We start from the raw sequence: 23,944 nt of genomic DNA, 5'->3' as shown, positions 1-23,944 counted from the left end.
GGTAGCGGCGGAGCCGGGGGCGGGAGGGGTGCGGTGGTGGGAGCGGTGGCCGTACCGCTGAAGGTTCTGCTTGTTGATGATCAGCCGCTGTTGCGGCGCAGTCTCGCGGTCGTCATCGGTCATCAGCCCGATCTCGAGGTGGTCGGGCAGGCCGGCGACGGGGCCGAGGCGGTGCTGCGGGCCCGGGCCACCCGGCCGGACGTGGTGCTGATGGATGTGCGGATGCCCGGCCTGGACGGGCTGGAGGCGACCCGGCGGATCTGCGCGGATCCGGCACTGGCCGGCACCCGGGTGCTGGTGCTGAGCATGTTCGAGCTGGACGAGTACGTCTACGCCGCGCTGCAGGCCGGGGCGTCCGGGTTCCTGCTGAAGGACGCGCGGCCGGAGGATCTGGTCGACGCGGTCCGGCGGACGTGCCGTGGTGAGTCGCTGTTCGCGCCGTCCATTCTGACGCGGCTGGTCGCGCACTACGTGGCCGCGCCCCGGCCGGAACGTCCGGCCGGGGCGCTGCGACGGCTCACCCCGCGCGAGGTGGAGGTTCTCGCGCTGATCGGAAACGGTCTCGCCAACGACGAGATCGCCGCCGCCCTGGTCATCTCGGTGAAGACGGTGAAGACGCACATCACGCACCTGCTCGCGAAATTGTCCGCGCGTGATCGTGCTCAGCTGGTGATCGCCGCCTTCAACGCCGGACTGGTCCGTCCCCGTTGAGGGTCACTGCGGGCATTCCTTCCAGGCGATCCGGTAGATCGTGTCGAGGTTGAGATCGGACGAGTCCATGGTGATGAAACTGGTCGTGGTCTTGTCCGACCAGCCCCGGTTGACCTTCAGTTCGGTGTTGATGTTCAGGTATCGCGAGGAGCCGCACGGCAGCCACGTGACCGCCTCGATCCCGACCTCGTCGGTGACCTGCCACGAGTCGTCCATGAACCCGTTGAACTGGTACTTGCTGACGCCCGTCTTCGACATGCCCTGGAAGTAGTAGAACGCCGTCTCCGAGGCGGTGGCGCCCTTCTCGAGGCGGGCGTATCCGCGGTAGTCGGCGCGCGCGATCCCGTAGGTGTAACCGGTCGGGATCTTGACGTTGAGAGCGAGCTGGCACTGCTTGCGGTAGTCGAGCGGACCCGATTCCGGGCCCACCTGGGCGACGAACTTGCTGTACGAGACGGTGAACGCCTTGTTGTCCGGTGAGACCTCGACGACGGCGCTGCCCTTGGGACAGCCGGATCCGTTCGCGGAGACCACCGAGATGGTCATGTCGTCCGGCGGTGCGACGGTATTCATTCCGGTGGCGGGCGCGCCGAGGCTCGAGAGCAGCATCGTTCCGGCGGTGATCGCGTTCAGCATCGGTGTCTCCTGAATGGCGGACGGAAATGGGTACGGAAATGCGCGGTGCGGACCACTCACGCCCGCGACATGCGCTTGGAGAAACGTACGATTCACCAGTTGGACAGCGCAGGAGATAGCGCGAGGGAAACGCCTGACGGTGGGGGTCGGAACGGGTTTATTGCCCATCCGGGCGCACGCGGCCCGGCCTTCTGGGCAGACTTTCGCAAAGCGGGCACGGATCGATCGGATCAATGCTAGGAACCTCGACAGCGGACCGTTCCGGTGCCACCGTGAGGGCATGACTGACATCGACCCCGCTGAAGAGAACAAGAGACGGTTCCTCGATGCGTTCGGCCGGTTCGCGGCCGGGGAGATCGAGGTGCTCCGGGAGATCATCCGAGAGGATTTCGTCTCGCACACCGTCGGTGCCCCGCCCGGACGGGACGCCTGGATCGAGTTCCTCCTCACCTCGCCGATCGCGAGCGCGCAGATCGAGATCCAGCACGTCATCGCGGATGCCGAGTTCGTGGTGGCGCACTACACCCTGATCCCGGCCGAGGGCCCGAACGAGGACGTGGTCGACATCTGGCGGTTCGAGGACGGCCTGATCGTCGAGCACTGGGACGTGAGCCGGCCGGCCGCCTGAGAGGTGACGAGTCTCGCACGGCGGCGACCCGTCACCTATATATCCTATGTGTTTGATGGGTTATGCTGGTCGCATCCTTGACGACGGGAGACGACATGACGACCGTGCATGACCTGCGGCGGGTCGACGATGAGGCGTTCCGGCAGCTTCTCGACCGCAATGCGATCTGGAAACGGATGGTGGCGGTGGGCGACCGGCTGCCGTTCCAGTCCCTCTACGAGGTGGACCTCGGCCCGATCCACCTCGACCGGCTCCTCGACACCGGCCCGCTCGTGCTGGTCTTCATCCGCTACGCCGGCTCGCCCTGGTGCGAGGACCTGCTCCGCTCCTACGCCGCCGAACTGGAGCCCGTCCTCACCGACCTCGGCGCCCACCTGGTCGCGGTCAGCCCGCAGGCCCCCGACCGCCTCGCCGGCCTCAAACACCGCGACGACCTGCCCTTCCTGGTCGCCGCCGACCCGCGGCACGTGCTCATCGACGCCCTGCGGATCGGCTTCTCCAGCCCGGGCGCCGACCGGCCGCTCGGCACCGGCCGGTCCGTGCTGCCGTTCGCATCGGTCGTCGTCGTGGACCGGGCCGGCCTGGTCCGTTTCGCCGACGTCCGGCCCAACTGGCTCGACCCGCTACCGGCCGGCCGGGTTGTCGAGGCGGTTCGCGCGATCGGCGCCGCATCGATGTCTTGACATGTCCGGGGCCTGCTGAAACGCTCGCCGAGGTGGGAATCATCGATCGGCTTCAGGCCGACCCGGGGCTCTGGGAAGACCTCGCCGCCGGCGGCACACCGGTGGTCGAGCCGTGGGATGACGAGCATGTGCTGGTCACCTTCCTGTGGCGGGGCGACGCCGCCCGGACCAGGGTCTGCTGGGGTATCTGGGACGACCTGACCCGGCTTCCCGGCACCGACATCTGGCACCTGTCCCGGGTGATGCCGGCCGCCACCCGCACCGTCTACTACTTCGCCCACGGCGACGAGGCCGGCGGCGACGGGAGCCCGATGCCGCCCGACCGGTCCGGCACCGGACCGGCCCACGTCGACCCGGGCAACCCGCGCCACCAGCACTTCCCGGCCGACCCGCTGGACCCGACCGACCACGACGTGTGGGCCTCCGTGCTGGAGCTGCCGGGTGCCCCGCCCGAACCGTGGATCAGCCGGCACCCCGGGGTCACCCCCGGCACCCGGGAGACCCACACCCTGCGCAGCGCGGCGTTCGGCGGGGACCGCCACATCGTCCTGCACCGGCCGTCCGGGGTGCCCGCCGGTGGACTGCCCACCCTCGTCGTCTTCGACGGTCACAACGCCCGCGAGGTGCTGCGGATCCCGGAGACCCTGGACAACCTGGTCGCGGCCGGCCGCGTCCCGCCGTACACCGCCGTCTTCGTGCACCTGCCGGACGCGACCCGCGACGATGAGCTCGGCGCGGTCCCGGCGCTGCGTGACTTCATCGCGGGGGAGGTGATGCCGTTCGTGCGTACCCTATGGGGCACGCCGGACACCGGAGGCCGCAACATCGTCGCCGGCGCCTCCCGCGGTGGCCTCGCCGCCGCCTATCTCGCGCTCGAACTGCCCGAACTGTTCGGTGCGGCGATCTGCCAGTCCGGCAGTTTCTGGTGGGGGCCCGACGGCGAGCCGGAGTGGCTCACCCGGCAGGTGGCCGCCCGGCCTCGCGCCGACGTGCGATTCCACCTCGACGTCGGCACCGAGGAGACGACCCCCGCCCGGAACGGACTGCACCAGATCGAGGTCAACCGGCGGATGCGCGACACGCTGCGGGCCCGCGGCTACGACGTGCACTACGTCGAGTACGCCGGATCGCACGACTACGTCAACTGGCGCCGCACCTTCGCCGACGGCCTGCTGGCGGTGAGCCGGCCGTACTAGAGCGGTGGGGAAATTCGGTCGCGCGGCGGTGGATCGGCGCCTACCGTGCTGTTCATGTTCGCACCCGGTCTGAAGCTGCCCCCCGTGGTGGCTCCCGTGTGCGCTCTTCCCGGCGCTGATACGCGAGTCTGACCCTTCCCCATCGGCAGCAGAACCCCGGGGGAGGGTGGCCGTGTGCTGCGTGGGTTCTGACGCGCCCCGCCTGGCGACGGGTCGTGTAACACCGTGTTGCCTTGCATCCAGTGAGGACTTGGAAGAGATCATGGCGAAGAGCCAATTTGTTCGTAACAAGCCGCATCTCAACATCGGCACGATGGGTCATGTCGACCACGGCAAGAGCACCCTCACCTCGGCGATCACGAAGGTTCTGTCCGACCGCGACCCGGCCTCCAACCGGTACGTCGCGTTCGAGGGGATCGACAAGGCGCCGGAGGAGGCCGCTCGCGGGATCACGATCACCATTGCGCACGTCGAGTACGAGACCGCGTCGCGCCACTACGCGCACGTGGACATGCCGGGGCACGCCGACTACGTGAAGAACATGATCACGGGGGCGGCGCAGGTGGACGGGGCGATCCTGGTGGTGTCGGCGCAGGACGGGTCGATGCCGCAGACCCGCGAGCACGTGCTGCTCGCCCAGCGGGTCGGCGTGCCGCACCTGGTGGTGGCGCTCAACAAGAGCGACATGGCCGACGACCCGGAGCTGCTCGACCTGGTCGAGCTGGAGGTCCGTGAGCTGCTCTCGCAGTACGGGTTCCCCGGCGACGAGGTACCGGTGGTCCGGGTCAGCGCGCTCAAGGCGCTCGAAGGCGACCCGCGCTGGGTGGCGTCGATTGTGGACCTGCTCGACGCGGTCGACGCGTATGTGCCGATCCCGCCGCGGGAGCTGGGGGAGCCGTTCCTGATGCCGATCGAGAACGTGCTGTCGATCAGCGGCCGGGGCACCGTGGTCACCGGCAAGGTGGAGCGCGGCGAGCTGCGCGCCGGCGAGCCGGTCGAGGTCGTCGGCCTCGGCCCGACCGTCGCCAGCGTGGCCACCGGGCTGGAGACGTTCGGCAAGGTGCTGGAGTCGGCGCAGGCCGGCGACAACGCCGCCGTCCTGCTCCGCGGGGTCAAGCGCGAGCAGGTGCAGCGGGGCCAGGTCCTCGCCGCGCCGGCGAGTGTGCGGCCGCACCGGGTCTTCACGGCGCGGATGTACGCGCTGACGAGCGCCGAGGGCGGCCGGCACACGCCGTTCGCCGCCGACTACCGGCCCCAGTTCTACTTCCACACGACCGACGTGTCGGGTGGGATGGACCTGGGCGGGCGCGACTTGGTCATGCCCGGCGACACCCTGGACGAGGTGACGGTCACCCTGGGCAAGGAGATCGCCCTGGAGGCCGGCATGGGCTTCGCCGTCCGTGAGGGCAACCGCACGGTCGCCGCCGGTACGGTGCTCGCCGTCCTGGACTGAGGTGTGGCCCGGCGTCTCCTCGCCCGAGGAGGCGCCGGGCCGTCGGGATCAGAGGCCGGGTACGTCGATGACGATCAGTTCGGTGTCGTCGGCGTGGCCCGGGATGCGGCCGTCGTTGCCGGGGAAGTTGTTGTCGTTGGCGACGAGGACCCGGGAGCCGCCCAGCGGCAGCACCGACTCGACCGACTGGAGCGGGAACGAGAACAGCTCACCGACGCCGTACTCGCCGGGCCGGGCCGGGGTGGAGACGCCCTTCGGGTCGGCGATGCGCATCAGGTCGACGGCGGTCCGGCGCGGCAGTGTCCGGTCCGCGGCGGCCCGGTCCAGGTCGGTGACGACGAGCCGCTTGACCAGCGACTGCGGGCCCATGCCGTTGTCGCGTTCGATGAGCAGCAGCCGCCGCCCGTCGAGCACGGCCGCGTCCCCGATCACCAGCGACGGATCGTCGACCAGGAACGTCCAGGTGCGCCCGGTGTAACGGCCGCCGCGCACGTCGAACTCGTAGACGATCCGGCGCCGCTGGTTCGGGTCGTCGGTGCGGGCACCCTCCAGGATCGGGTACAGCGTCCTGCCGTCCCGGCTCGCGGCGAGGGCCTCGAAGCCACGGCTGGCCGGCACGGTCGCGGTCTCCCCGGCGGCCAGGTCCGGCGACTGCGGCGACTTCCCGCCGTCGGGCAGCGGGATCGGCGCCTGCAGCACCTTCCCGGTCCGGTCCATCCGGATCAGGTACGGCCCGAACTCGTCCCCGATCCACAGGTCACCCCGGAAGTCCCGGGCCAGCGACTCGATGTCGAGGTCGGCGCCGGTCAGCAGCCGGTCCGTGGTGTTCTCGTTGACGATCGGGAACGGCACCCTGCGGTCCGGGTCACGGAAGCTGACGAACCCGTTGATCCGCACCCGGCCGTGCCGGTGGCCGGGGGTGATGTCGTAGGCCCGGAGCAGGAAGTCCGCCGAGTTGTTCTTGGCACCGAACCCGTTGTCCGGCATGGCGAGCAGCCGGTTGCCGGAGAGCGGGAGCACCGCCGAGAAGCCGGGGACGGGCTGTCCCGGGAACGGCGCGCTGATCCCGTTGACCGGCGCGGTCGGCAGCTGGGTGCCGGAGACCGGACCCGGCTGGTAGGCGGTCGCCGACAGGATCGCCCGGCTCCGCAGGGTCGCCTCCGGCCGGATCGTCACGGCCAGTGTGTAGAGCCGGGTCACCTGCGTGGCGCTGCCGTTGTCGTCGGAGAGCAGGCGCAGCACCCGGCGGCCGTCGGGGAGGGTGCCGCCGAGCGCGGCGGCCTCGATGTTGTCCAGCAGCGGGTTCGGCTGGGGCTGCTTCGCGGTGGCGCCGGAGGGCGGGCAGTTCGCGATGTCGGCGATCAGCCGCTTGCCCAGCCAGGTCCGCGGCTCGGTGACCGTGGACAGCGACGCCACCCCGGTGACGTCCGGCGCCCCGGTGGCCGAGACCTGGTAGATCCGCACGGTGTTGCCGACGCCCGCGGTGAAGCCCCGCTCCACCGACAGCAGCTGGTCGCCGCCGAGCGCCACCAGCTCGACCAGGCCGAGACCGGGATCGGTGCGGTAGGCGAGCTGTCCGGCGACCCGGTAGGCGCCACCGGCGCGGCCCTGATAGCGGAGGATCCGGTTGTTGCCGGCCCCGTCACCGGCGAGCGCGCCCTCCATGCCGGCGAAGATCACCCGGTGGTCCGGCGTCGCGGCCAGCGCCTCGAACGTCTGGTTCGTGGCGGCCTCGCCGGCCGGGGCGACCTGGAGACGCGACGGCACCGGCAGCGAGCCGATCTCCCGGCCGTCGGTGAGCCGGAACCGCCGGATCGACGGCTCCCGCTCCGAGCTCGCCAGGATCGTCCGGCCACCCGGTTCGGCGATCAGCCCTTCACCATCGAAATCACTTCCGGTGTACGGCGTACCGTCCGCCCTGGTCAGCAGAGTGACGCCGGTGATCGCCGGCCTGGCGAGGTGCACCGAGTAGACCCGCGCCGGTGTCGTCCCGATGTTGTCGACGAGCGCCAGACCACGGTCGCGGCCGGTGACCGCCAGCGCCGACAGCCCGGCGACCGGGGTGCCCGCGAAGGTCGTCTTGTCGAGCGCGTCGGAGAAGCCGAGCAGTGACGCCTCGGTCGAACAGGCCCGGTCGGCATTGCCGGGGTGGGTCGCGTGTGCCGGGGCCGCCGGAACCAGGAGGATCACGGCGGCCGCGGACGCGAGAATCGCTTTGTCAGCCACGCCCCGCACCATGCGAGACCGGTCCGAACGGGACATGAACACCACCCCCGCCTCCGGCGTCGGTTCAGCGAACCGGTCCATTCTCCACCCGCGGAAGACCGGATCGGGCCGGCCGGCCGTCACTGAGACGGGTGACGGCCGGCGGCCCGCCGCTAATGCGCCGGCTGGAAGCGGCGCAGGCGGAGGCTGTTGGCGACCACGAAGACCGACGAGAAGGCCATCGCGGCACCGGCCAGCATCGGGTTGAGCAGGCCCGCCGCGGCCAGCGGCAGAGCCGCCACGTTGTAGGCGAACGCCCAGAACAGGTTGCTCTTGATGATCCGCAGGGTGCGCCGGGCCAGCCGGATCGCGTCGACCGCGGCGGTCAGGTCGCCCCGTACGAGGGTCAGGTCGGACGCCTCGATGGCCACGTCGGCGCCGGTGCCCATGGCCAGCCCCAGGTCGGAGCGGGCCAGCGCGGCCGCGTCGTTCACCCCGTCACCGGCCATCGCGACCACCCGGCCCTGCCCCTGCAACCGCTCGACCTCGGCCACCTTGCCCGCCGGCAGCACCCCGGCGATCACCTCGTCGATGCCGACCTCGGCGGCGACGGCCCGGGCCACGGTCTCGTTGTCGCCGGTCAGCAGGACCGGGGTCAGCCCGAGCCCCTTCAGCGCGGCGACGGCGTCCCGGCTGGTGGGCCGGATCGTGTCGGCGACGGACAGCACACCCCGGGCCACGCCGTCCCAGCCGGAGACGATCGCGGTCCGGCCGGCCTTCTCCGACGCGGCGGCCGCGTCGCGCACCGCGGCCGGGATCGTGAAGCCCTCGCGTTCCAGCAGGGACAGCCGGCCGGCCAGGACATCGTGGGTGGACACCTTTCCGCGTACCCCCAGGCCCTCGATGCCGGTGAAATCGCGGACCGGGAGATGATCGCCGGCCGCCGCGGCGATCGCGTGGGCGATCGGGTGTTCCGACGCCGCCTCCACCGAGGCGGTGAGCCGCAGCAGTTCGTCGTCGCCGGCCGGGAAGACCTCGACCAGCGTCATCACTCCGGACGTCACGGTGCCGGTCTTGTCCAGCACGATGGTGTCCACGCGGCGCGTCGACTCCAGGGCCTCCGGCCCCTTGATCAGGATGCCGAGCTGGGCGCCGCGGCCCGTCCCGACCAGCAGCGCGGTGGGGGTGGCCAGGCCCAGGGCGCACGGGCAGGCGATGATCAGTACGGCGACCGCCGCGGTGAACGCGGCCGTCCAGCCGCCGCCGGTGCCCCACCACCAGCCGAGCGTCGCGACCGCGAGGGCGATCACGATCGGCACGAACACGCCGGAGATCCGGTCGGCGAGCCGTTGGACCTCGGCCTTTCCGGTCTGCGCCTGCTCGACGAGCCGCGCCATCTGGGCGAGCTGCGTGTCGGAGCCGACCCGGGTGGCCCGGACCACCAGCCGGCCGCCCGCGTTGACCGTGCCGCCGGTGACGTCGTCACCGGGGCCGACCTCGACCGGGATGCTCTCACCGGTCAGCAGCGAACGGTCGACCGCCGACGAGCCGTCCTCGACGACGCCGTCGGTGGCGATCTTCTCACCGGGGCGGACCACGAACCGGTCGCCCGGCGCCAGCTGCCCGACCGGGACGCGCACCTCCGTGCCGTCGCGCAGGACCGCCACGTCCTTGGCGCCGAGTTCCAGAAGGGCGCGCAGGGCGTCACCGGCCCGGCGCTTGGACCGGGCCTCGAAGTGGCGTCCGGCCAGCAGGAACATGGTCACCCCGGCGGCCGCCTCCAGGTAGATGGCGCCGGCCCCGTCGGTACGGGTGATCTCCAGACTGAACGGGTGCGTCATGCCCGGCTCGCCGGCCGTGCCGAGGAACAGCGCCCACAGCGACCAGCCGAACGCCGCGAGCGTGCCGAGCGAGACCAGGGTGTCCATGGTCGCGGCGCCGTGCCGCAGGTTGACCGCGGCGGCCCGGTGGAACGGCCAGCCACCGTAGACGACGACCGGGGCGGCCAGCACCAGCGACGCCCACTGCCAGTAGGTGAACTGCCAGGCCGGCACCATGGCGAGCAGGATGACGGGAATGGTGAGTGTGATGACGACCCACAGCCGGATGTCGCGCGGCGCCGCCACGACCTCCTCCGGTTTCTCGGGGAGCTTCGCGGTGTATCCGGTCTTCTCGACGGTGGCGATCAGGTCGGCCGCGGTCACCCCGTCGCCGACCGTGGCCGTCGCCTTCTCGGTGGCGTAGTTGACGGTCGCCGTCACGCCGTCCATCCGGTTGAGCTTCTTCTCGATCCGCGAGGCGCAGGACGCGCAGGTCATCCCGCCGATCTCGAGTTCGATCAGCTGCGGTGCGATGTCAATCATGGGTGTGCCCATCGGCGTCGTGCCCGGTCGGGGCTGCCGGTGGCGTGACCCCGGCGTGCCCGGTCGGGGCCGCCGGCAGCGTGACCCCGGCGGTGGTGAGGGTGAACTCCGCGGTGCGCACCGTGCCGGCGTGCTGGAAGTCCAGGTAGAGACGGTAGGCCCCGGGTGACGGGACCTCCGTGGCGAAGGCCAGCGCGGTCTCGCTGGTCGGGTGGACGTGCAGGTAGGCGAGGTCGCCCTCGCGCAGCACCACCAGATGCCCGCGCGCCCCGAGATAGGGCTCCAGGTCGGTGACCGGCTGCCCGTCCCGGCTCACCGAGAACCCGAGCGCGCCGCCCTCCAGATCCCCGTCGAGCGTGACCGTGTAGCCGTCGACCTCGGCGGTCTTCGCCGCCTGCGGCAGCGCCACCGGCTGATAGTCGCCGGGTGCCGGGACGTCGGCGCCCAGGGTCAGCGACCCGCCGGCCGCGGCGGGCTGGAAGTCGGCGAGCACCCGATACTGCCCGGGGGTGTCCACCCGCAGCGGAACCTCCCAGGTGCCGTCCGCGCCCAGCACGGGATGAACGTGCTGGTAGCCGGACATGTCGCGCCGGACCACGATCAGATGCAGGTCCTTCTCGTGGTTCTCGGTGTATCCGGTGACCGGCTTCCCGTCCGGCCCCAGCACCTGGAACCGGAACGGCTGCGCGGCCTCCGTCGACAACCGCGTGGTCACCGGGCTCAACCGGTAGCCGTCCTGCGCGATCTGGAGCCCGCCCGGCAGGCGCTGCTCCGCGACGGGTGCCGCGTGGGCCTCGCCGTGCGCGGCCGCCGGCGCGGGCGTCTGGTCCGGGCCGGCGACGCGGCCCGCCCCGGCTGCCACGCCGAAGATCAGGATCAACCCGATGGCGTACGCGGAAAGCCTGCCCGTGGTGTTCATGAGGCGTCCTCCGGTCGGACTGGTGAAGCGCCGGGCGCTGTCATGAGGCGTCGCCCAACTCATACCCCGCCTCGTCGACGGCTGCCCGCACGGCCTCCCGGTCGACCGCCGTCGCCGAGGTGAACGTGACCGTGCCGCCGGCCAGGTCGACTGTGACGTCGCTGACGCCCGGGATGCGGGAGACCTCGGCGGTGACCGAGGTCGCGCAGTGTCCGCAGGTCATGCCGGTGACGGGGTAGGTCGTGGTCTGCATGGCGGGTTCCTTCCGTTCGGTGTCTCCACCCACCATACACATACCCGGTAGGGGTACCCAGGAGGCGTTGTAGCATGGTCGACATGACCAACCCCGCCCCGACCCGCGGATACACGGCGACCAAGGACAATCTGCAGTCGCGACTGCGCCGCATCGAGGGCCAGGTGCGCGGCATCGAGCGGATGGTCGACGAGGACCGCTACTGCATCGACATCCTCACCCAGATCTCCGCCATCCAGGCCGCCCTGGACAAGGTGGCGCTCGGCCTGATGGACGGCCACGCCCGCCACTGCATGCACGAGGGCGCCAAGGAGGGCCGCGCCGACGAGATGGCGTCCGAGCTGATGGCCGCCGTCGGCCGCCTCATGAAACGCGGGTGATCTGTGCCATAACCCCTTGTCCGGGCTGAGCGCCGCCCCGAAGAGTGCGGACATGCCACAGCCCGCCCCGCTCGTCCTCGTGTCGCCCGCGATGGGCATCGGCTCCCGGTACTACCGGCCGCTCGTCGAGGCGTTCGAGGCCCGCGGCTGGTCGGCGACGGCCCTGCCCCGGCGCGGGTTCGAGCCGGAGGACGCCCGCGCGTCCCGGGGGCACGACTGGTCGTACACCGACGAGGTCGACGTGATCGCCCGCGCCGTCGCCGCCGCCCGCGCAGAGTCACCGGACCGCCCGGTGATCCTTCTCGGCCACAGCCTCGGCGCGCAGCTCGCCGCCGGGCACCAGCTGCACCATCCGCCCGCGGACGGTCTCGTCGCGGTCGGTGGCTGCCTGCCGCACCACCGGGACTATCCGCTGGCCGGCCTGCCGATCGTCATCCAGGCCGGCGTGATCATCCCGGTGCTGACCGCCCTCTTCGGCTTCCTGCCGAAACCGGCCTTCGGCGGTCCCGGCGCCCGCACCCTGATGCGGGAGTGGGCCCGGATGGCCCTGACCGGCGACACCCCGTTCCCGTCCCCGGCCCCGATCCGCACCCCGCGCGCGGCCGGTCGCGTCCCGTCGTCGTCTCCCGCGCCGGTCCGCACACCGTCGTCTCCCGCGCGGATCCGCACCCCGGCTCTGGTGGTGGCTCTGGAGGGCGACCGGCTCGCCCCGGAGAAGCCGGTCCGGGGCTTCGCCGCGCGGATGTTCGCCCCGGACGCGGTGACGGTCTGGCGTTACGGTCACGCCGACGTGCCCGCAGGGGCCAGCAACGACCACACCGGCTGGGCCCGCCGGCCGGAACCGGTCGTCGACCGCATCGTCGCGTGGTGGAACGCGGCCGCCGGAAACAGGTTTGACGGAGTGGCCGCTCCGGACACCATGCGGGGATGACCTTCGCGGACGGGCGCGCCGGCATCGACGCGGCGCTGGTACGACGGCTGATCCTGGCACAGTTCCCCCGGTGGGCCGGGCTCCCGGTGGCGCCGGTCGAGGTGGACGGCTGGGACAACCGCACCTACCGGCTCGGCGACGACATGACGGTGCGCCTGCCCACGGCTCCCGGCTACGTGCCGGCCGTCGCCAAGGAGAACACCTGGCTGCCCCGGCTGGCGCCGCACCTGCCGGTCGCGGTACCGCCGGTCCTGGCCGCCGGCGAACCGGGCGAGGGCTACCCGTTCCCCTGGTCGGTACGCGGGTGGCTGCCGGGCGAGACCGCGTTGCGGGCGCCGATCACCGACCGGGCACGGTTCGCCCGGTCGGTGGCCGGCTTCGTCCGGGCGCTGCAACGGTGTGACACCGCGGGCGGCCCGGCGGCCGGGGATCACAGCTGGCACCGGGGCAGCCCCCCGGTCTTCTACGACGACGAGACCCGCCACTGTCTGCGGCTGCTGGAGGGCCGGATCGACACCGCCCGCGCCGCCGAGGTGTGGGGTGCCGCGCTGGTCATGGAACACCGGGGCGATCCGGTGTGGTTCCACGGTGACATCGCGGCCGGGAACCTGCTGGTCGCCGACGGCGAACTGGCCGCGGTGCTCGACTTCGGCACCTCGGGTGTCGGCGACCCCGCCTGTGACCTGGTGATCGCCTGGACCATGTTCACCGGTCCGGACCGCGAGGTGTTCCGGGCGGCGGTCGATCAGGACGCGGGAACCTGGGTGCGGGCGCGTGGCTGGGCGCTGTGGAAGGCGATGCTGATCCTCGTGGGGGCCCTGGACAAGGACGACCGGGCCGGTGCGGCCGAGCAGGAACGGATGATCAGCGAGATCCTTGCCGATCATGACCGTGAATGGGTGCGGTGAGACCGGTCAGCGGTGCGCCCGAGCCGCCCCAGGCCAGCGAGACGATCTCGGCGGCGATCGCCACCGCGGTCTCCTCCGGGGTGCGGGCGCCCAGGTCCAGCCCGATCGGGGCCCGTAGCCGGGACAGGGCCTGCTCGTCGACCCCGGCCTCGCGGAGCCGGCGGACCCGGTCCGCGCAGGTACGGCGACTGCCCATCGCGCCGATGTAGCGGGCCGGGGTGCGCAGCGCCACCCGGAGCAGCGGGACGTCGAACTTCGGGTCGTGGGTGAGCACGCACAGCACGGTGCGCTCGTCGACCTCGGTGCCCTCCAGGTAGCGGTGCGGCCAGTCGACGACGACCTCGTCGGCGTCGGGGAACCGGGCCGGGGTGGCGAACACGCCCCGGGCGTCGCAGACGGTGACCCGGTAGCCGAGGAACCTGCCGATCCGCGCGACCGCCGCCGCGAAGTCGATCGCCCCGAAGACGATCATGCGGGCGGGGGAGGCCCAGGACTGGACGAAGACCTCGCGTTCGCAGGCGGTGACGATGGCGCTGCGGCCGTGGGCGAGCAGCCCACGCGCCTGCTCGCCGGCGATCCGGTCCAGTTCCCCGTCGCCGAGGGTGCCCTCGAGCCGGTCCGGCCACACGACCAGCTGCGCGTCCGGCACGGTGACCGTGGCGACCGGGCGGCCCGCGGCGATCGCGGCGAGCAGGCCGTCGAGCGCGGGCGACCCCGCATCCGGCCGGATCATGACCTCGATGGTTCCGCCGCAGGTCAGACCGACCTCCAGCGCATCGCCGTCGCTCACCCCGTACGTATGCGTCTGCGCCTTTCCGGTCCTGATGACCTCCTGCGCGGCCGCGTAGACGGCGCCCTCGACGCAGCCGCCGGAGACACTGCCGATGACCTCGCCGTGCTCGCTGACGGCCATCGCGGCGCCCGGCTGCCGGGGCGCCGACCGCCACGTGTGCACCACCGTCGCCACGGCGAAGGAGGTGCCGGCGGCGCGCCAGGCCAGCAGGCCGTCCACGATCTCGCGCATCCCAGCACCTTCCGTGATCAGCGACCGGATCGTCAACGGTGAGTTAAGACATCCCTTAGGTCGGTGTTGACATTGGACCGTGACGGCGGGAGGGTCTGCGCGACTTCACGGGAGGTGCAGGGTGCAGGTGCCGGCTCCATTCGAGTACGAACGTGCCACGAGCGTGGATCAAGCCATCGGACTGTTGGAGCGTCTGGGCAGCTCGGCGAGGCTGGTGGCCGGCGGTCACAGCCTGCTGCCGATGATGAAGCTCCGGCTCGCCAACTTCGAATATCTCATCGACATCAACGATCTGCACGCCGAGCTCGGCTACATCAGGCTCAGCGACGACGAGGTGCGGATCGGGGCCATGACCCGGCATCGGGAACTTCTCGAGTCGGACGTGCTGGCCGGCGTCTTCCCGATCTTTCGGGACGCCGAGAAGGTGATCGCCGACCCGATCGTCCGCAACCGCGGCACGCTGGGCGGATCGCTGTGCCAGGCGGACCCGTCGGAGGACCTGTCGGCGGTGTGCACGACCCTCGACGCCAGTTGCGTCATCCGCGGTCCGGGCGGGTCGGAACGGGTCGTCACCATGGAGGAGTTCCACGTCGGGCCGTACGAGACGGCCGTCGCGGACAACGAGATCCTCACCGAGGTCCGGATCCCCCGGAAGACCTTCCGGGTCGGCAGCGCGTACGCCAAGGTCGAGCGCCGGGCCGGCGACTGGGCCGTGGTGTCCGCCGGCGCCGCGGTCTGGCTGGACCAGGGCCGGATCGTCGACGCCCGGGTGGGCCTGGCCGCGGTCGGCCCCAACACCACCGGCATCCCGGAGATCTCGGCGGCCCTGCGCGGGCACGAACCCGACGAGAGCCTGTTCGAGCTGGCCGGGGCGATCGCGGCGCGCAGCTGCGAACCGGTCACCGACACCCGCGGCAGCGCGGACTACAAGCGCCACCTGGCGGACGAGCTGACCCGGCGCACCCTGCGCAAGGCTGTGGAACGGGCGAGGAGCTGAGCTGATGCAGGTCACCATGACCGTCAACGGGACCGAGTACACCCGTGAGATCGAGGGCCGCATGCTCCTCGTGCACTTCCTGCGGGACGTCCTGGCCCTGACCGGCACCCACTGGGGCTGCGACACCAGCAACTGCGGCGTCTGCGTGGTGTGGATGGACGGCGAACCCGTCAAGTCGTGCACCGTGCTCGCCGCGATGGCCGGCGGCCACGAGGTGCGTACCGTCGAGGGCCTGGCCAACGGCGCCGAGCTGGACCCGATCCAGGAGGGCTTCCGGCAGTGCCACGGCCTGCAGTGCGGTTTCTGCACGCCGGGCATGCTGATGACCTGCCGGGCACTGCTCGACAAGAATCCGGACCCGACCGAGGGTGAGATCCGCGAGGCCATCTCGGGCCAGATCTGCCGCTGCACCGGCTACTCCTCGATCATCCGCTCGGTGCGCTGGGCGGCTGTGCACGAGGCTGCCGCTGTCGCTACCGAAGAGGCGGTTCAGGCATGACCGACATCCAGGACAAGAAACTCACCGAGTTCGACGACAACGACCAGCATCCGGTCGGGTTCGGCCGGATGCTGCGCAAGGAGGACGCGCGCCTGCTCCGCGGCCGCGGCCGGTTCGTCGACGACGTCCAGCTGCCCGGCATGCTGCACCTGGCGATCCTGCGGTCGCCGTTCGCGCACGCGAACATCGTCAGCATCGACACCAGCGCCGCCGAGGCGTCGCCCGGGGTGAAGGCGGTCGTCACCGGCGAGACCCTCAAGGGCCTCGGCCTTGCCTGGATGCCGACGCTCTCCAACGACGTGCAGGCCGTCCTCGCCACCGACCGGGTGCGGTTCCAGGGCCAGGAGGTGGCGTTCGTCGTCGCCGAGGACCGCTACCAGGCCCGGGACGCCCTCGAACTGATCGACGTCGAGTACGACGTCCTCGAACCGGTCGTCGACGTCCGCAAGGCCCTCGACCCGGACGCCCCGGTCATCCGCACCGACCTCGAAGGCAAGACGGACAACCACGTCTTCGACTGGGAGACCGGTGACGAGGAGGAGACGAACCGGGTCTTCGCCTCCGCTGACGTGATCGTCAAGGAGGACATCGTCTACCCGCGGGTGCACCCGGCCCCGATGGAGACGTGCGGCTCGGTCGCCGACTTCGACCCGGTCGAGGGCAGGCTGCGGCTCTGGTCCACCACCCAGGCCCCGCACGCGCACCGCACCCTCTACGCGATCGTCGCCGGCATCCCGGAGCACAAGATCCAGGTGATCGCGCCGGACATCGGCGGCGGCTTCGGCAACAAGGTGCCGATCTACCCCGGTTACGTGCACAGCATCGTCGGCTCCATCGTCACCGGCAAACCGGTGAAGTGGATGGAGGACCGCTCGGAGAACCTGATCAGCACCGGCTTCGCGCGGGACTACATCATGCGCGCGGAGATCGCCGCGACGGCCGAGGGCCGGATCCTCGCCATCCGTACGAACGTGCTGGCCGACCACGGCGCCTTCAACGGCACGGCCGCCCCGGTGAAGTACCCGGCCGGCTTCTTCGGCGTGTTCACCGGCAGTTACGACATCCAGGCCGCGCACTGCAAGATGACCGCCGTCTACACCAACAAGGCGCCCGGCGGGGTCGCGTACGCCTGCTCGTTCCGGATCACCGAGGCCGTCTACCTGGTCGAGCGGATCGTCGACGCCCTCGCCTACGAGTTGCGGATGGACCCGGCCGAGCTGCGACTGAAGAACTTCATCCAGCCCGAGCAGTTCCCGTACACCACCAAGACCGGCTGGGTGTACGACTCCGGGAACTACGAGCCCACCATGCGCCTGGCCATGGAGATGGCCGGCTACGAGGAACTGCGCAAGGAGCAGGAACTCAAGCGGGCCCGGGGCGAGCTGATGGGTATCGGCATCTCGTTCTTCACCGAGGCGGTCGGTGCCGGCCCGCGCAAGAACATGGACATCCTCGGCCTGGGCATGGCCGACGGCTGCGAGCTGCGGGTCCACCCGACCGGCAAGGCGGTCGTCCGGCTCTCGGTGAAGACCCAGGGGCAGGGGCATGAGACCACGTTCGCGCAGATCATCGCCGAGGAGCTGGGCATTCCGCCGGCCGACATCGACGTCCTGCACGGCGACACCGACAACACCCCGTTCGGGCTGGGGACGTACGGCAGCCGCTCGACGCCGGTCTCCGGTGCGGCTGCCGCCCTGGTGGCCCGCAAGGTGCGCGACAAGGCGAAACTGATCGCCTCGGCGATGCTGGAGGTGTCGGTCGCCGACCTGGACTGGGTCAAGGGCGCGTTTCAGGTCAAGGGCGACCCGGGCCGCTCGGTGACGATCCAGGAGATCGCGTTCCGGGCGCACGGCGCGGGCGACCTGCCGGACGGCGTCGAGGGCGGTCTCGAGGCGCAGATCTGCTACAACCCGTCGAACCTGACCTACCCGCACGGGGCGTACATCTGCGTCGTCGACATCGACCCGGGCACCGCCGAGGTCAAGGTCCGCAGGTTCATCGCCGTCGACGACTGCGGCACCCGGATCAACCCGATGATCATCGAGGGGCAGGTGCACGGCGGTCTCACCGACGGCGTCGGCATGGCCCTGATGGAGATGATCTCCTTCGACGAGGACGGCAACTGCCTCGGCGCCTCACTGATGGACTACCTGATTCCGACCGCGCTCGAAGTGCCCGACTGGGAGACCGGCTACACGGTCACCCCGTCGCCGCACCACCCGATCGGCGCCAAGGGCATCGGCGAATCCGCGACCGTCGGGTCACCGCCGGCGATCGTCAACGCGGTCGTCGACGCGCTCAAGCCGTTCGGGATCCGGCACGCCGACATGCCGCTCACCCCGTCCCGCGTCTGGGACGCGATGCGCGGCCAGGCCACCCCGCCGATCTGAGAACCACCCCGAGGAGTACGTGATGACGACGAGCACAGCCGAGCGGGCCCGGGAGCTGACCGCCCAGCGCCGGCCCTTCGTGCACGCCACCGTGGTCCGGGCGCAGGAACCCACCTCCGCCCGGGCCGGTGACGACGCGGTCATCCTCGCCGACGGGTCCATCGAGGGCTTCGTCGGCGGGGTCTGCGCGGAGACGTCGGTGCGGGCCGCGGCCATGGACACCCTGCGCGACGGCAACTCCATGCTGCTGCGGGTGCTGCCCGAGGACGCGGCCGGATTCCCCGAGACGCCCGGCGCGCTCGTCGTCGTCAACCCCTGCCACTCCGGTGGGGCGATCGAGATCTTCCTCCGGCCGGTGCTGCCGAAACCGCTGGTCGCGGTGGCCGGGGAGAGCCCGATCAGCCGGGCCGTCGCCGAACTCGCCGGGTTCCTCGACTTCGAGGTGACCGGCTCCTACGACGGTGTCACCGCGGTCGTCGTGGCCGGGCTCGGCCGTGACGAGGAACGCGCCATCCGCGCCGCCCTGGACGCCGGCGCCGGCCTGATCGCGCTGGTCGCCAGCCACACGCGCTCGGCGATCCTGCTCGACGCGATGGACCTGACCGTGGACGAGCGCGCGCGGATACGTCCGCACGCCGGCATCGACATCGGTGCCCGTGCCCCCAGGGAGATCGCTCTGTCGGTCCTGGCCGAGATCGTCCGCGAGATGCGGGCGGGCGGCCTCACCGCCCCCGCGGCTTCGGCCGCACCTTCGAATCCGGTCTCGCCCGCGGCTTCGGCCGCGGCGTCGGCTTCGGTCTTGCCCGCGGCTTCGGCCGAACCGTCGGCTTCGGTCTCGGCCGAACCGTCGGCTTCGGTCTCGGCCGCGGCGTCGGCTTCGGTCTTGCCCGCGGCTTCGGCCGCACCGTCGGCGTCGGTCCCGGGTCCGCCCAAGGCCGCGTCGCACGCCGAAGCCGCCGCCCTCGCCAAGGCCGAACCAGAGTTCGTGGCCGGCCCGGCCCTGCCCGTCGGGCCGGCCACGTTCCTCCCCGAGACGCCCGCCGCGACCGCGACCGACCCGATCTGCGGCATGACCGTCGTCATCGGACCGGACACCCACCACGCCGTCGTCGACGGCCACGACTTCTGGTACTGCTGCCCCGGCTGCCTGAAGAAGCACACGCGCGGCCGGAACTCATGAGTGTCACGGGCCTGGTGCTCGCCGCGGGCGGATCGCGGCGGCTCGGCGAGGCCAAGCAGCTGCTGCCGTTCCGCGGCCGCACCCTGCTCGACGCCACGCTCGACATGGCCCGGTCCTGCCACCTCGACGACCTGGTGGTCACCCTCGGCGGATCGGCCGCGGAGATCCGCGACAAGGTCGACCTCTCCGGGGTACGGGTCGTCGAGAACCCCGCGTTCGGCGACGGATGCGGGTCGTCGATCCGGTCGGCGATCCCGCACATCGACACCGACCGGATCGTGCTGCTCCTCGGTGACCAGCCGCTGGTGTCACCGTTCGACGTCCGGCGGGTCGCCCTGGTCGACGCACCGATCGGCGTGTGCCGGTACGCCGACGGGCTGGGACATCCGTTCGTCTTCCACCGGCCCGTCTACGACGACCTGTCCACCCTGCACGGCGACAAGGCGGTGTGGAAGCTGCTGCATTCGGGGAAGCACCCGGTCAGCGAGATAGCCACCGCCGGCACCGTGCCGGTCGACGTGGACACCGCGGAAGACTACGAGCGGCTACTGGCGCATGAAGAATCCTGAAGAGGTCGTCCAACGCCTGGACGCCGTCGACTACCTGGCCGACGAGGGCCTGGCGATGGCCGTCTTCCTGGCCCTGCGCCTCGGCAAGCCGCTGCTGCTCGAAGGCGAACCCGGCGTCGGCAAGACCGCAGCGGCGAAAGCCCTGGCCCAGGCTCTGGACACGCCGTTCCTGCGCCTGCAGTGCTACGAGGGCCTGACCGCCGGCGAAGCCCTGTACGAGTGGAACTACCAGCGGCAACTGCTGCACATCCGGCTGGGTCTCGCCTCCGACGACGCCTCCCTGTTCAGCGAGGACTTCCTGCTGGAACGGCCGATCCTGCGCGCCGTCCGGCACGACGGCCCCACCCCGCCGGTGCTGCTCATCGACGAGATCGACCGGGCCGACGACGAGTTCGAGGCGCTGCTCTTCGAATTCCTCGGCGAGGCCGCCGTCACCGTCCCCGAACTCGGGACCTTCGCCGCCACCCGGCCGCCGATCGTGGTCCTCACCTCCAACCGCAGCCGCGACCTGCACGATGCGCTGCGCCGCCGGTGCCTCTACCACTGGATCGACTTCCCGCCCCCGGCACAGGTCGCCGCCATCGTCCGGCGGGCCGTGCCGGAGGCGTCCGCCCCGCTCATCCGCGACACCACCGAGTTCATCGGCCGGGTCCGCACCCTCGACCTGGACAAGGCACCCGGCCTGGCCGAAACCATCGACTGGGTCTCCGCCCTGGCCGCTCTCGGCGCCACCGAACTCGTCGCCGGCGACACCCTGCGCACCCTCGGCACCATCGCCAAGACCCCCGACGACCGGCTCACGATCGCCGCGGCCGTACCCCAGGAGAGCTCCCCATGAAGATCACCAACGAGTTCACCGTGCCGATCCCGGTAGACCAGGCCTGGAAGGTACTGACCGACCTCGAGGGCATCGCCCCGTGCATGCCCGGCGCCCAGCTCACCGGCGTCGACGGCGAGGTCTACCAGGGCAGGGTGAAGGTCAAGGTCGGCCCGGTGATCTCCGACTTCGCCGGCACCGCCCAGTTCACCTCCAAGGACGACACCACCCACCACGCCGTGATCGACGCCAAGGGCCGCGACGCCCGCTCCGCCGGCAACGCGTCCGCGACGGTCAGCGCCTCCCTGACCCCCGCCGGCGACAACGCCACCAAGGTCTCCGTCGACACCGACCTGAAGATCAGCGGAAAGCTGGCACAGTTCGGTAGCGGCATGATCAAGGAGGTGTCGTCGAAGCTGCTCGCCCAGTTCGTAGCCAACCTGGAGGCCAAACTGGCCGCCGACACCGCAACACCCACCCCGGCCGCGTCCGCCCCCGGTGCCGTTGCCGCCCCGCCGCCCGGCTCGCCGCCCGCCGCCTCTCCCGGTGCCGCGCCTGTCTCTTCCGCTTCGCCCGCCGCTGCCGAGCCGGTGTCGGCTGTTCCTGAGGCTGAGGTCGCGACCGCTCCTGAGGCCGCGGTGGCGCTCGGTGCTGTCGCGCCCGCCGGGCCGAAGAGTGACGATGGCGCCGCGCCCGCGATTGCGCCGGAGCCTTCCGCCGGTGAGATGGAGCCGGCCGTCGGCCGCCTGGAGACGGCGCCTGGTACTCCCGAGCCGGTCGCCCCGCTCCGTACCCCCGGCGCCGACCTCTCCGCCGCCTCACCACCCTCATCCGCCGCTTCTCCTGCGGCGTCATCCGTCGCTTCGCCCGCCGCCGAGCCGGTTTCCGCTGTCTCCGAGGCTGCCGTCGCGACCGCTCCTGAGGCCGCGGTGGCGCTCGGTGCTGTCGCGCCCGCCGGGCCGAAGACCGACGATGGCGCCGCGCCCGCGATTGTCCCGGACCCGTCCGCCGGTGAGATCGAACCGGCCGCCGGCCGCTTGGAGACGGCGCCCGGTACCCCGGAGCCGGTCGCTCCACTCCGCACTCCCGGCGCTGACCTCTCCGCTGCCTCGCCAGCCTCATCCGCCGCGGCGCCCGCCACCTCTTCCGCTGCTGCGGCTTTCACTTCCGAGCGGGCGTTGCACACCGCGGAGCCGGAGGCGATCGACCTGCTCGCGGTCGCCGGCGGTTCGATCTACAAGCGCGTCATCCCGGTCGCTGTCGGAGCCGTCGTGGTCGCCGCCGTGATCGTCTGGTTCGTTGCCCGCGGCTGAACCCGCCGCCCCGGTGCTGCTGCGCGGCACGGACCGGGCCGCGTTCGCCGTCGCGTTCGTGGCCCGGCTGCGCCGTGCCGGCCTGCGGGTCGGTATCACCGAGACCGACGACCTGGTCCGGGCGCTGGCCGTCAGCCCACCGACGTCCCGGACCGTTCTCTACTGGACGGCCCGGGTGTCGCTGGTCCGCCGCCACGACGACCTCGCCGTCTTCGACCGGGTGTTCGCCACCGTGTTCGACGACACGCCTCCGCTGCCGTTGAGTCGTTCGGCCCTGCCCCCGAAGAGCCGTGAGAACAGCGTGCACGTCGCCGTCCCGGGAACCGGCGGCGAGACCGCGACCGAAGGAGAGGGCCTGCCGTGGGCCACCCTGCCCGCCGCGGTGGCCGCCGACGACGAATCCGCCGATGACGGCCTCGGCCTGCCCGAACTTCAGCCCAGCGCGCTGGCCGCCCTCGCCGACGTCCCCTTCGAGGAACTGGACCAGGCCCAGACCGAGGCGCTCGGCGCGGCGCTGCGGGCGGCCCTCACCCACTGGCCACAGCGGCGCGGCCGTCGTCACCGCACCGACCCGGCCGGCCGGCGGGTGGCTCTGCGCCCCACGATCGCACGGGCGCGCCGCACCGGCTGGGAGGCGATCACGGTGGTCCGCGAGCGTCCCGTACCCCGGCCGCGCCGCGTCGTGATGCTCTGCGACGTCAGCGAGTCGATGCGCGCGCAGGCCGCCGCCTATCTGCAGCTGATGCGCGCGTTCACGACCGTCGCCGACGCCGAGGTCTTCGCTTTCGCGACCCGGCTCACCCGCCTGACCGTCCCGCTGCGGCACACCTCGACCAGGGAGGCGATCGACCAGGCCGGCGCCGCCGTCGACGACCGTTTCGGTGGCACCCGGATCGCCGGCAACATCACCGCCCTCCTCGACTCCCATCACGGTGACACCGTCCGCGGCGGCGTGGTCATCGTCGCCTCCGACGGCTGGGACAGCGACCCACCGGAGGCGATGGCCGCCGCGATGGCCCGGTTACGGCGCAGGGCGTACCGCGTTCTCTGGTTGAATCCCCGTGCCGGCACACCCGGCTGGACCCCGAAGGTCGGCGGCATGGCTGCCGCGCTGCCGTTCTGCGACCGCCTCCTCCCGGCCGCCACCTTCACCGACCTCACCGAAGCCGTCCACCACCTGCGCGACCTCTCCCGTCCGGCCTCGTTCCGCTCCTCCCCGGCGAGATAGCGCCCGCCTACCCCTCCCGGCGGGGTCGCGTTCTTGGGCGGCGTAGGCGAATACTGCGGGTATGCCGCGCACCAGCCGGACACTCGCCTCCGCCGTGCTGCTACTGTGCGTCACCGGCTGCGACAGCTCGACGCCCACCCTGCCGGACCCGCCCGTGCCGTCCGCCTCCGCGACGTTCACGGTGCCGCCGTTGCGGCTCCCCGAGGTGCCTGCCGGCGCCGCATGTCCGGTGACAGCGGTGCGTCCCTGGTCCGGTCCGGGTCAGACCGGCCAGGTCCTCGGTGAGGGCCCGCTCTATCCGGTCGCCGACTATTTCCGCGGCGATACCGCACTCGAACTGCGACCCGACGACCGGCAGCCGGACGGAACCTACGTGAAGAAGGTCCGCTGGATCGGCGTCGGCTATTCCGGCCCCGTCCTCGTGCGGGCGGCCCGGATCGACGCCCCCGGATCGGCCGGTGTCACGTTCTCCTACACAGGCGAGGAGCGCGACGGTGGCCACTACGCCGAACTCACCAGGGAGACAAACGACCTGCCCGCCACGACCACGGTCGCCGGCCCGGGCTGCCACGCCTACCAGGTGGACGGCACCACCTTCAGCCGGACCATCGTCTTTCGTGCCGTCAGCTCCGGTGGATGACCCGGGTGTGAACCCCCGCGG

General features: G+C 71.6%; 23 protein-coding genes. 17 read left to right on the top strand and 6 right to left on the bottom strand.

Annotated features, from left to right (window positions below; genetic code table 11):
- The first annotated feature begins 45 nt into the window (after positions 1–45).
- Complete coding sequence (locus BC793_RS12690) at positions 46–711, top strand: response regulator (RefSeq protein WP_373871214.1); 666 nt, start codon at positions 46–48, stop codon at positions 709–711.
- A 3-nt stretch (positions 712–714) separates the two neighbouring features.
- On the opposite strand, the gene BC793_RS12685 is transcribed toward BC793_RS12690, so the two are convergent.
- On the bottom strand, positions 715–1,347 hold the full coding sequence (locus tag BC793_RS12685) for a DUF4360 domain-containing protein (RefSeq protein WP_109592588.1): 633 nt from the start codon (positions 1,345–1,347) through the stop codon (positions 715–717).
- Between the two features lie 280 nt (positions 1,348–1,627).
- Between BC793_RS12685 and BC793_RS49535 the strand changes: the two genes are divergently transcribed.
- The 4 genes from BC793_RS49535 to tuf all read left to right on the top strand — a co-directional run bounded on the left by BC793_RS49535 (position 1,628) and on the right by tuf (position 5,307).
- Positions 1,628–1,975, top strand: coding sequence for a nuclear transport factor 2 family protein (locus BC793_RS49535; RefSeq protein WP_158319234.1), 348 nt, complete (start codon positions 1,628–1,630; stop codon positions 1,973–1,975).
- Positions 1,976–2,070: 95 nt separating this feature from the next.
- Positions 2,071–2,658 carry a redoxin domain-containing protein gene (locus BC793_RS12675; protein WP_109592584.1) on the top strand — a complete coding sequence of 196 codons (588 nt, stop codon included), beginning with the start codon at positions 2,071–2,073 and terminating at the stop codon, positions 2,656–2,658.
- A gap of 32 nt (positions 2,659–2,690) precedes the next feature.
- The gene (locus BC793_RS12670) at positions 2,691–3,854 is read left to right on the top strand and encodes an alpha/beta hydrolase-fold protein (RefSeq protein WP_239169963.1); all 1,164 of its coding nucleotides are present in this window, start codon (positions 2,691–2,693) and stop codon (positions 3,852–3,854) included.
- A 262-nt stretch (positions 3,855–4,116) separates the two neighbouring features.
- Entirely contained in the window at positions 4,117–5,307 is a 1,191-nt protein-coding gene (tuf, locus tag BC793_RS12665; RefSeq protein ID WP_109593022.1) for an elongation factor Tu, read from the top strand.
- 48 nt (positions 5,308–5,355) lie between these two features.
- Here the strand turns inward: tuf and BC793_RS12660 are convergent, their stop codons facing one another.
- The 4 genes from BC793_RS12660 to BC793_RS12645 all read right to left on the bottom strand — a co-directional run bounded on the left by BC793_RS12660 (position 5,356) and on the right by BC793_RS12645 (position 11,047).
- Positions 5,356–7,533 (bottom strand): esterase-like activity of phytase family protein, encoded by a 2,178-nt coding sequence (locus tag BC793_RS12660; RefSeq protein ID WP_239169962.1) that lies wholly within the window; start codon positions 7,531–7,533, stop codon positions 5,356–5,358.
- A gap of 152 nt (positions 7,534–7,685) precedes the next feature.
- The gene (locus BC793_RS12655) at positions 7,686–9,875 is read right to left on the bottom strand and encodes a heavy metal translocating P-type ATPase (RefSeq protein WP_239169961.1); all 2,190 of its coding nucleotides are present in this window, start codon (positions 9,873–9,875) and stop codon (positions 7,686–7,688) included.
- Entirely contained in the window at positions 9,868–10,794 is a 927-nt protein-coding gene (locus tag BC793_RS12650; protein ID WP_109592580.1) for a hypothetical protein, read from the bottom strand. Before BC793_RS12650 ends, BC793_RS12655 begins: the two co-directional genes overlap by 8 nt.
- A gap of 40 nt (positions 10,795–10,834) precedes the next feature.
- Complete coding sequence (locus BC793_RS12645) at positions 10,835–11,047, bottom strand: heavy-metal-associated domain-containing protein (RefSeq protein ID WP_109592578.1); 213 nt, start codon at positions 11,045–11,047, stop codon at positions 10,835–10,837.
- 83 nt (positions 11,048–11,130) lie between these two features.
- Between BC793_RS12645 and BC793_RS12640 the strand changes: the two genes are divergently transcribed.
- Genes BC793_RS12640 through BC793_RS12630 form a run of 3 tightly spaced genes read left to right on the top strand, consistent with a single transcriptional unit; the run spans position 11,131 to position 13,266 of the window.
- The gene (locus BC793_RS12640; protein ID WP_106325209.1) at positions 11,131–11,427 is read left to right on the top strand and encodes a metal-sensitive transcriptional regulator; all 297 of its coding nucleotides are present in this window, start codon (positions 11,131–11,133) and stop codon (positions 11,425–11,427) included.
- A gap of 52 nt (positions 11,428–11,479) precedes the next feature.
- A complete protein-coding gene (locus BC793_RS12635; protein WP_109592577.1) occupies positions 11,480–12,358 on the top strand; it encodes an alpha/beta fold hydrolase in 879 nt (292 codons plus the stop codon).
- The gene (locus tag BC793_RS12630) at positions 12,355–13,266 is read left to right on the top strand and encodes an aminoglycoside phosphotransferase family protein (protein ID WP_109592575.1); all 912 of its coding nucleotides are present in this window, start codon (positions 12,355–12,357) and stop codon (positions 13,264–13,266) included. Before BC793_RS12635 ends, BC793_RS12630 begins: the two co-directional genes overlap by 4 nt.
- On the opposite strand, the gene BC793_RS12625 is transcribed toward BC793_RS12630, so the two are convergent.
- Positions 13,223–14,290 (bottom strand): XdhC family protein, encoded by a 1,068-nt coding sequence (locus tag BC793_RS12625; RefSeq protein WP_109592573.1) that lies wholly within the window; start codon positions 14,288–14,290, stop codon positions 13,223–13,225. The genes BC793_RS12630 and BC793_RS12625 overlap by 44 nt on opposite strands.
- 79 nt (positions 14,291–14,369) lie before the next feature.
- On the opposite strand from BC793_RS12625, the gene BC793_RS12620 reads away from it, so the two are divergent.
- From BC793_RS12620 to BC793_RS12575, 9 genes are all read left to right on the top strand, one after another.
- Positions 14,370–15,287: an FAD binding domain-containing protein gene (locus tag BC793_RS12620; protein WP_307784568.1), complete on the top strand. Its 918-nt coding sequence runs from the start codon at positions 14,370–14,372 to the stop codon at positions 15,285–15,287.
- Positions 15,288–15,291: 4 nt separating this feature from the next.
- Positions 15,292–15,786, top strand: coding sequence for a (2Fe-2S)-binding protein (locus BC793_RS12615; RefSeq protein WP_109592569.1), 495 nt, complete (start codon positions 15,292–15,294; stop codon positions 15,784–15,786).
- Positions 15,783–18,176, top strand: a complete 2,394-nt coding sequence (locus BC793_RS12610; RefSeq protein ID WP_109592567.1) for an aerobic carbon-monoxide dehydrogenase large subunit — start codon at positions 15,783–15,785, stop codon at positions 18,174–18,176. Before BC793_RS12615 ends, BC793_RS12610 begins: the two co-directional genes overlap by 4 nt.
- A 22-nt stretch (positions 18,177–18,198) precedes the next feature.
- Entirely contained in the window at positions 18,199–19,356 is a 1,158-nt protein-coding gene (locus tag BC793_RS51235; RefSeq protein WP_239169959.1) for an XdhC family protein, read from the top strand.
- Positions 19,353–19,925, top strand: a complete 573-nt coding sequence (locus BC793_RS12595) for a nucleotidyltransferase family protein (protein WP_109592565.1) — start codon at positions 19,353–19,355, stop codon at positions 19,923–19,925. Before BC793_RS51235 ends, BC793_RS12595 begins: the two co-directional genes overlap by 4 nt.
- Entirely contained in the window at positions 19,912–20,763 is an 852-nt protein-coding gene (locus BC793_RS12590) for an AAA family ATPase (protein ID WP_109592563.1), read from the top strand. The genes BC793_RS12595 and BC793_RS12590 overlap by 14 nt, the downstream gene beginning before the upstream one ends.
- Positions 20,760–22,055 (top strand): SRPBCC family protein, encoded by a 1,296-nt coding sequence (locus BC793_RS12585; protein WP_109592560.1) that lies wholly within the window; start codon positions 20,760–20,762, stop codon positions 22,053–22,055. The genes BC793_RS12590 and BC793_RS12585 overlap by 4 nt, the downstream gene beginning before the upstream one ends.
- Positions 22,042–23,283, top strand: coding sequence for a vWA domain-containing protein (locus BC793_RS12580; RefSeq protein ID WP_109592558.1), 1,242 nt, complete (start codon positions 22,042–22,044; stop codon positions 23,281–23,283). Before BC793_RS12585 ends, BC793_RS12580 begins: the two co-directional genes overlap by 14 nt.
- 61 nt (positions 23,284–23,344) lie before the next feature.
- A complete protein-coding gene (locus tag BC793_RS12575; RefSeq protein WP_109592556.1) occupies positions 23,345–23,923 on the top strand; it encodes a hypothetical protein in 579 nt (192 codons plus the stop codon).
- The last annotated feature ends 21 nt before the right edge of the window (positions 23,924–23,944 follow it).

It is taken from the genome of Actinoplanes xinjiangensis, assembly GCF_003148685.1.
GTDB classification, from domain to species: Bacteria; Actinomycetota; Actinomycetes; order Mycobacteriales; family Micromonosporaceae; genus Actinoplanes; species Actinoplanes xinjiangensis.
The sequence above is the reverse complement of the archived record's forward strand: the minus strand, read 5'-3'. Positions and strand labels throughout refer to the sequence as shown.

Excerpts from the sequence above, each read along its gene's own strand:
- BC793_RS12675 (WP_109592584.1), top strand. The coding sequence starts at position 2,071 with ATGACGACCGTGCATGACCTGCGGCGGGTCGACGATGAGGCGTTCCGG.
- BC793_RS12635 (WP_109592577.1), top strand. The coding sequence starts at position 11,480 with ATGCCACAGCCCGCCCCGCTCGTCCTCGTGTCGCCCGCGATGGGCATC.
- BC793_RS12575 (WP_109592556.1), top strand. The coding sequence starts at position 23,345 with ATGCCGCGCACCAGCCGGACACTCGCCTCCGCCGTGCTGCTACTGTGC.
- BC793_RS12615 (WP_109592569.1), top strand. The coding sequence starts at position 15,292 with ATGCAGGTCACCATGACCGTCAACGGGACCGAGTACACCCGTGAGATC.
- BC793_RS12590 (WP_109592563.1), top strand. The coding sequence starts at position 19,912 with ATGAAGAATCCTGAAGAGGTCGTCCAACGCCTGGACGCCGTCGACTAC.
- BC793_RS49535 (WP_158319234.1), top strand. The coding sequence starts at position 1,628 with ATGACTGACATCGACCCCGCTGAAGAGAACAAGAGACGGTTCCTCGAT.
- BC793_RS12655 (WP_239169961.1), bottom strand. The coding sequence starts at position 9,875 with ATGATTGACATCGCACCGCAGCTGATCGAACTCGAGATCGGCGGGATG.
- BC793_RS12685 (WP_109592588.1), bottom strand. The coding sequence starts at position 1,347 with ATGCTGAACGCGATCACCGCCGGAACGATGCTGCTCTCGAGCCTCGGC.
- BC793_RS12585 (WP_109592560.1), top strand. The coding sequence starts at position 20,760 with ATGAAGATCACCAACGAGTTCACCGTGCCGATCCCGGTAGACCAGGCC.
- tuf (WP_109593022.1), top strand. The coding sequence starts at position 4,117 with ATGGCGAAGAGCCAATTTGTTCGTAACAAGCCGCATCTCAACATCGGC.
- BC793_RS51235 (WP_239169959.1), top strand. The coding sequence starts at position 18,199 with ATGACGACGAGCACAGCCGAGCGGGCCCGGGAGCTGACCGCCCAGCGC.
- BC793_RS12625 (WP_109592573.1), bottom strand. The coding sequence starts at position 14,290 with ATGCGCGAGATCGTGGACGGCCTGCTGGCCTGGCGCGCCGCCGGCACC.
- BC793_RS12595 (WP_109592565.1), top strand. The coding sequence starts at position 19,353 with ATGAGTGTCACGGGCCTGGTGCTCGCCGCGGGCGGATCGCGGCGGCTC.
- BC793_RS12650 (WP_109592580.1), bottom strand. The coding sequence starts at position 10,794 with ATGAACACCACGGGCAGGCTTTCCGCGTACGCCATCGGGTTGATCCTG.
- BC793_RS12640 (WP_106325209.1), top strand. The coding sequence starts at position 11,131 with ATGACCAACCCCGCCCCGACCCGCGGATACACGGCGACCAAGGACAAT.
- BC793_RS12645 (WP_109592578.1), bottom strand. The coding sequence starts at position 11,047 with ATGCAGACCACGACCTACCCCGTCACCGGCATGACCTGCGGACACTGC.
- BC793_RS12610 (WP_109592567.1), top strand. The coding sequence starts at position 15,783 with ATGACCGACATCCAGGACAAGAAACTCACCGAGTTCGACGACAACGAC.
- BC793_RS12630 (WP_109592575.1), top strand. The coding sequence starts at position 12,355 with ATGACCTTCGCGGACGGGCGCGCCGGCATCGACGCGGCGCTGGTACGA.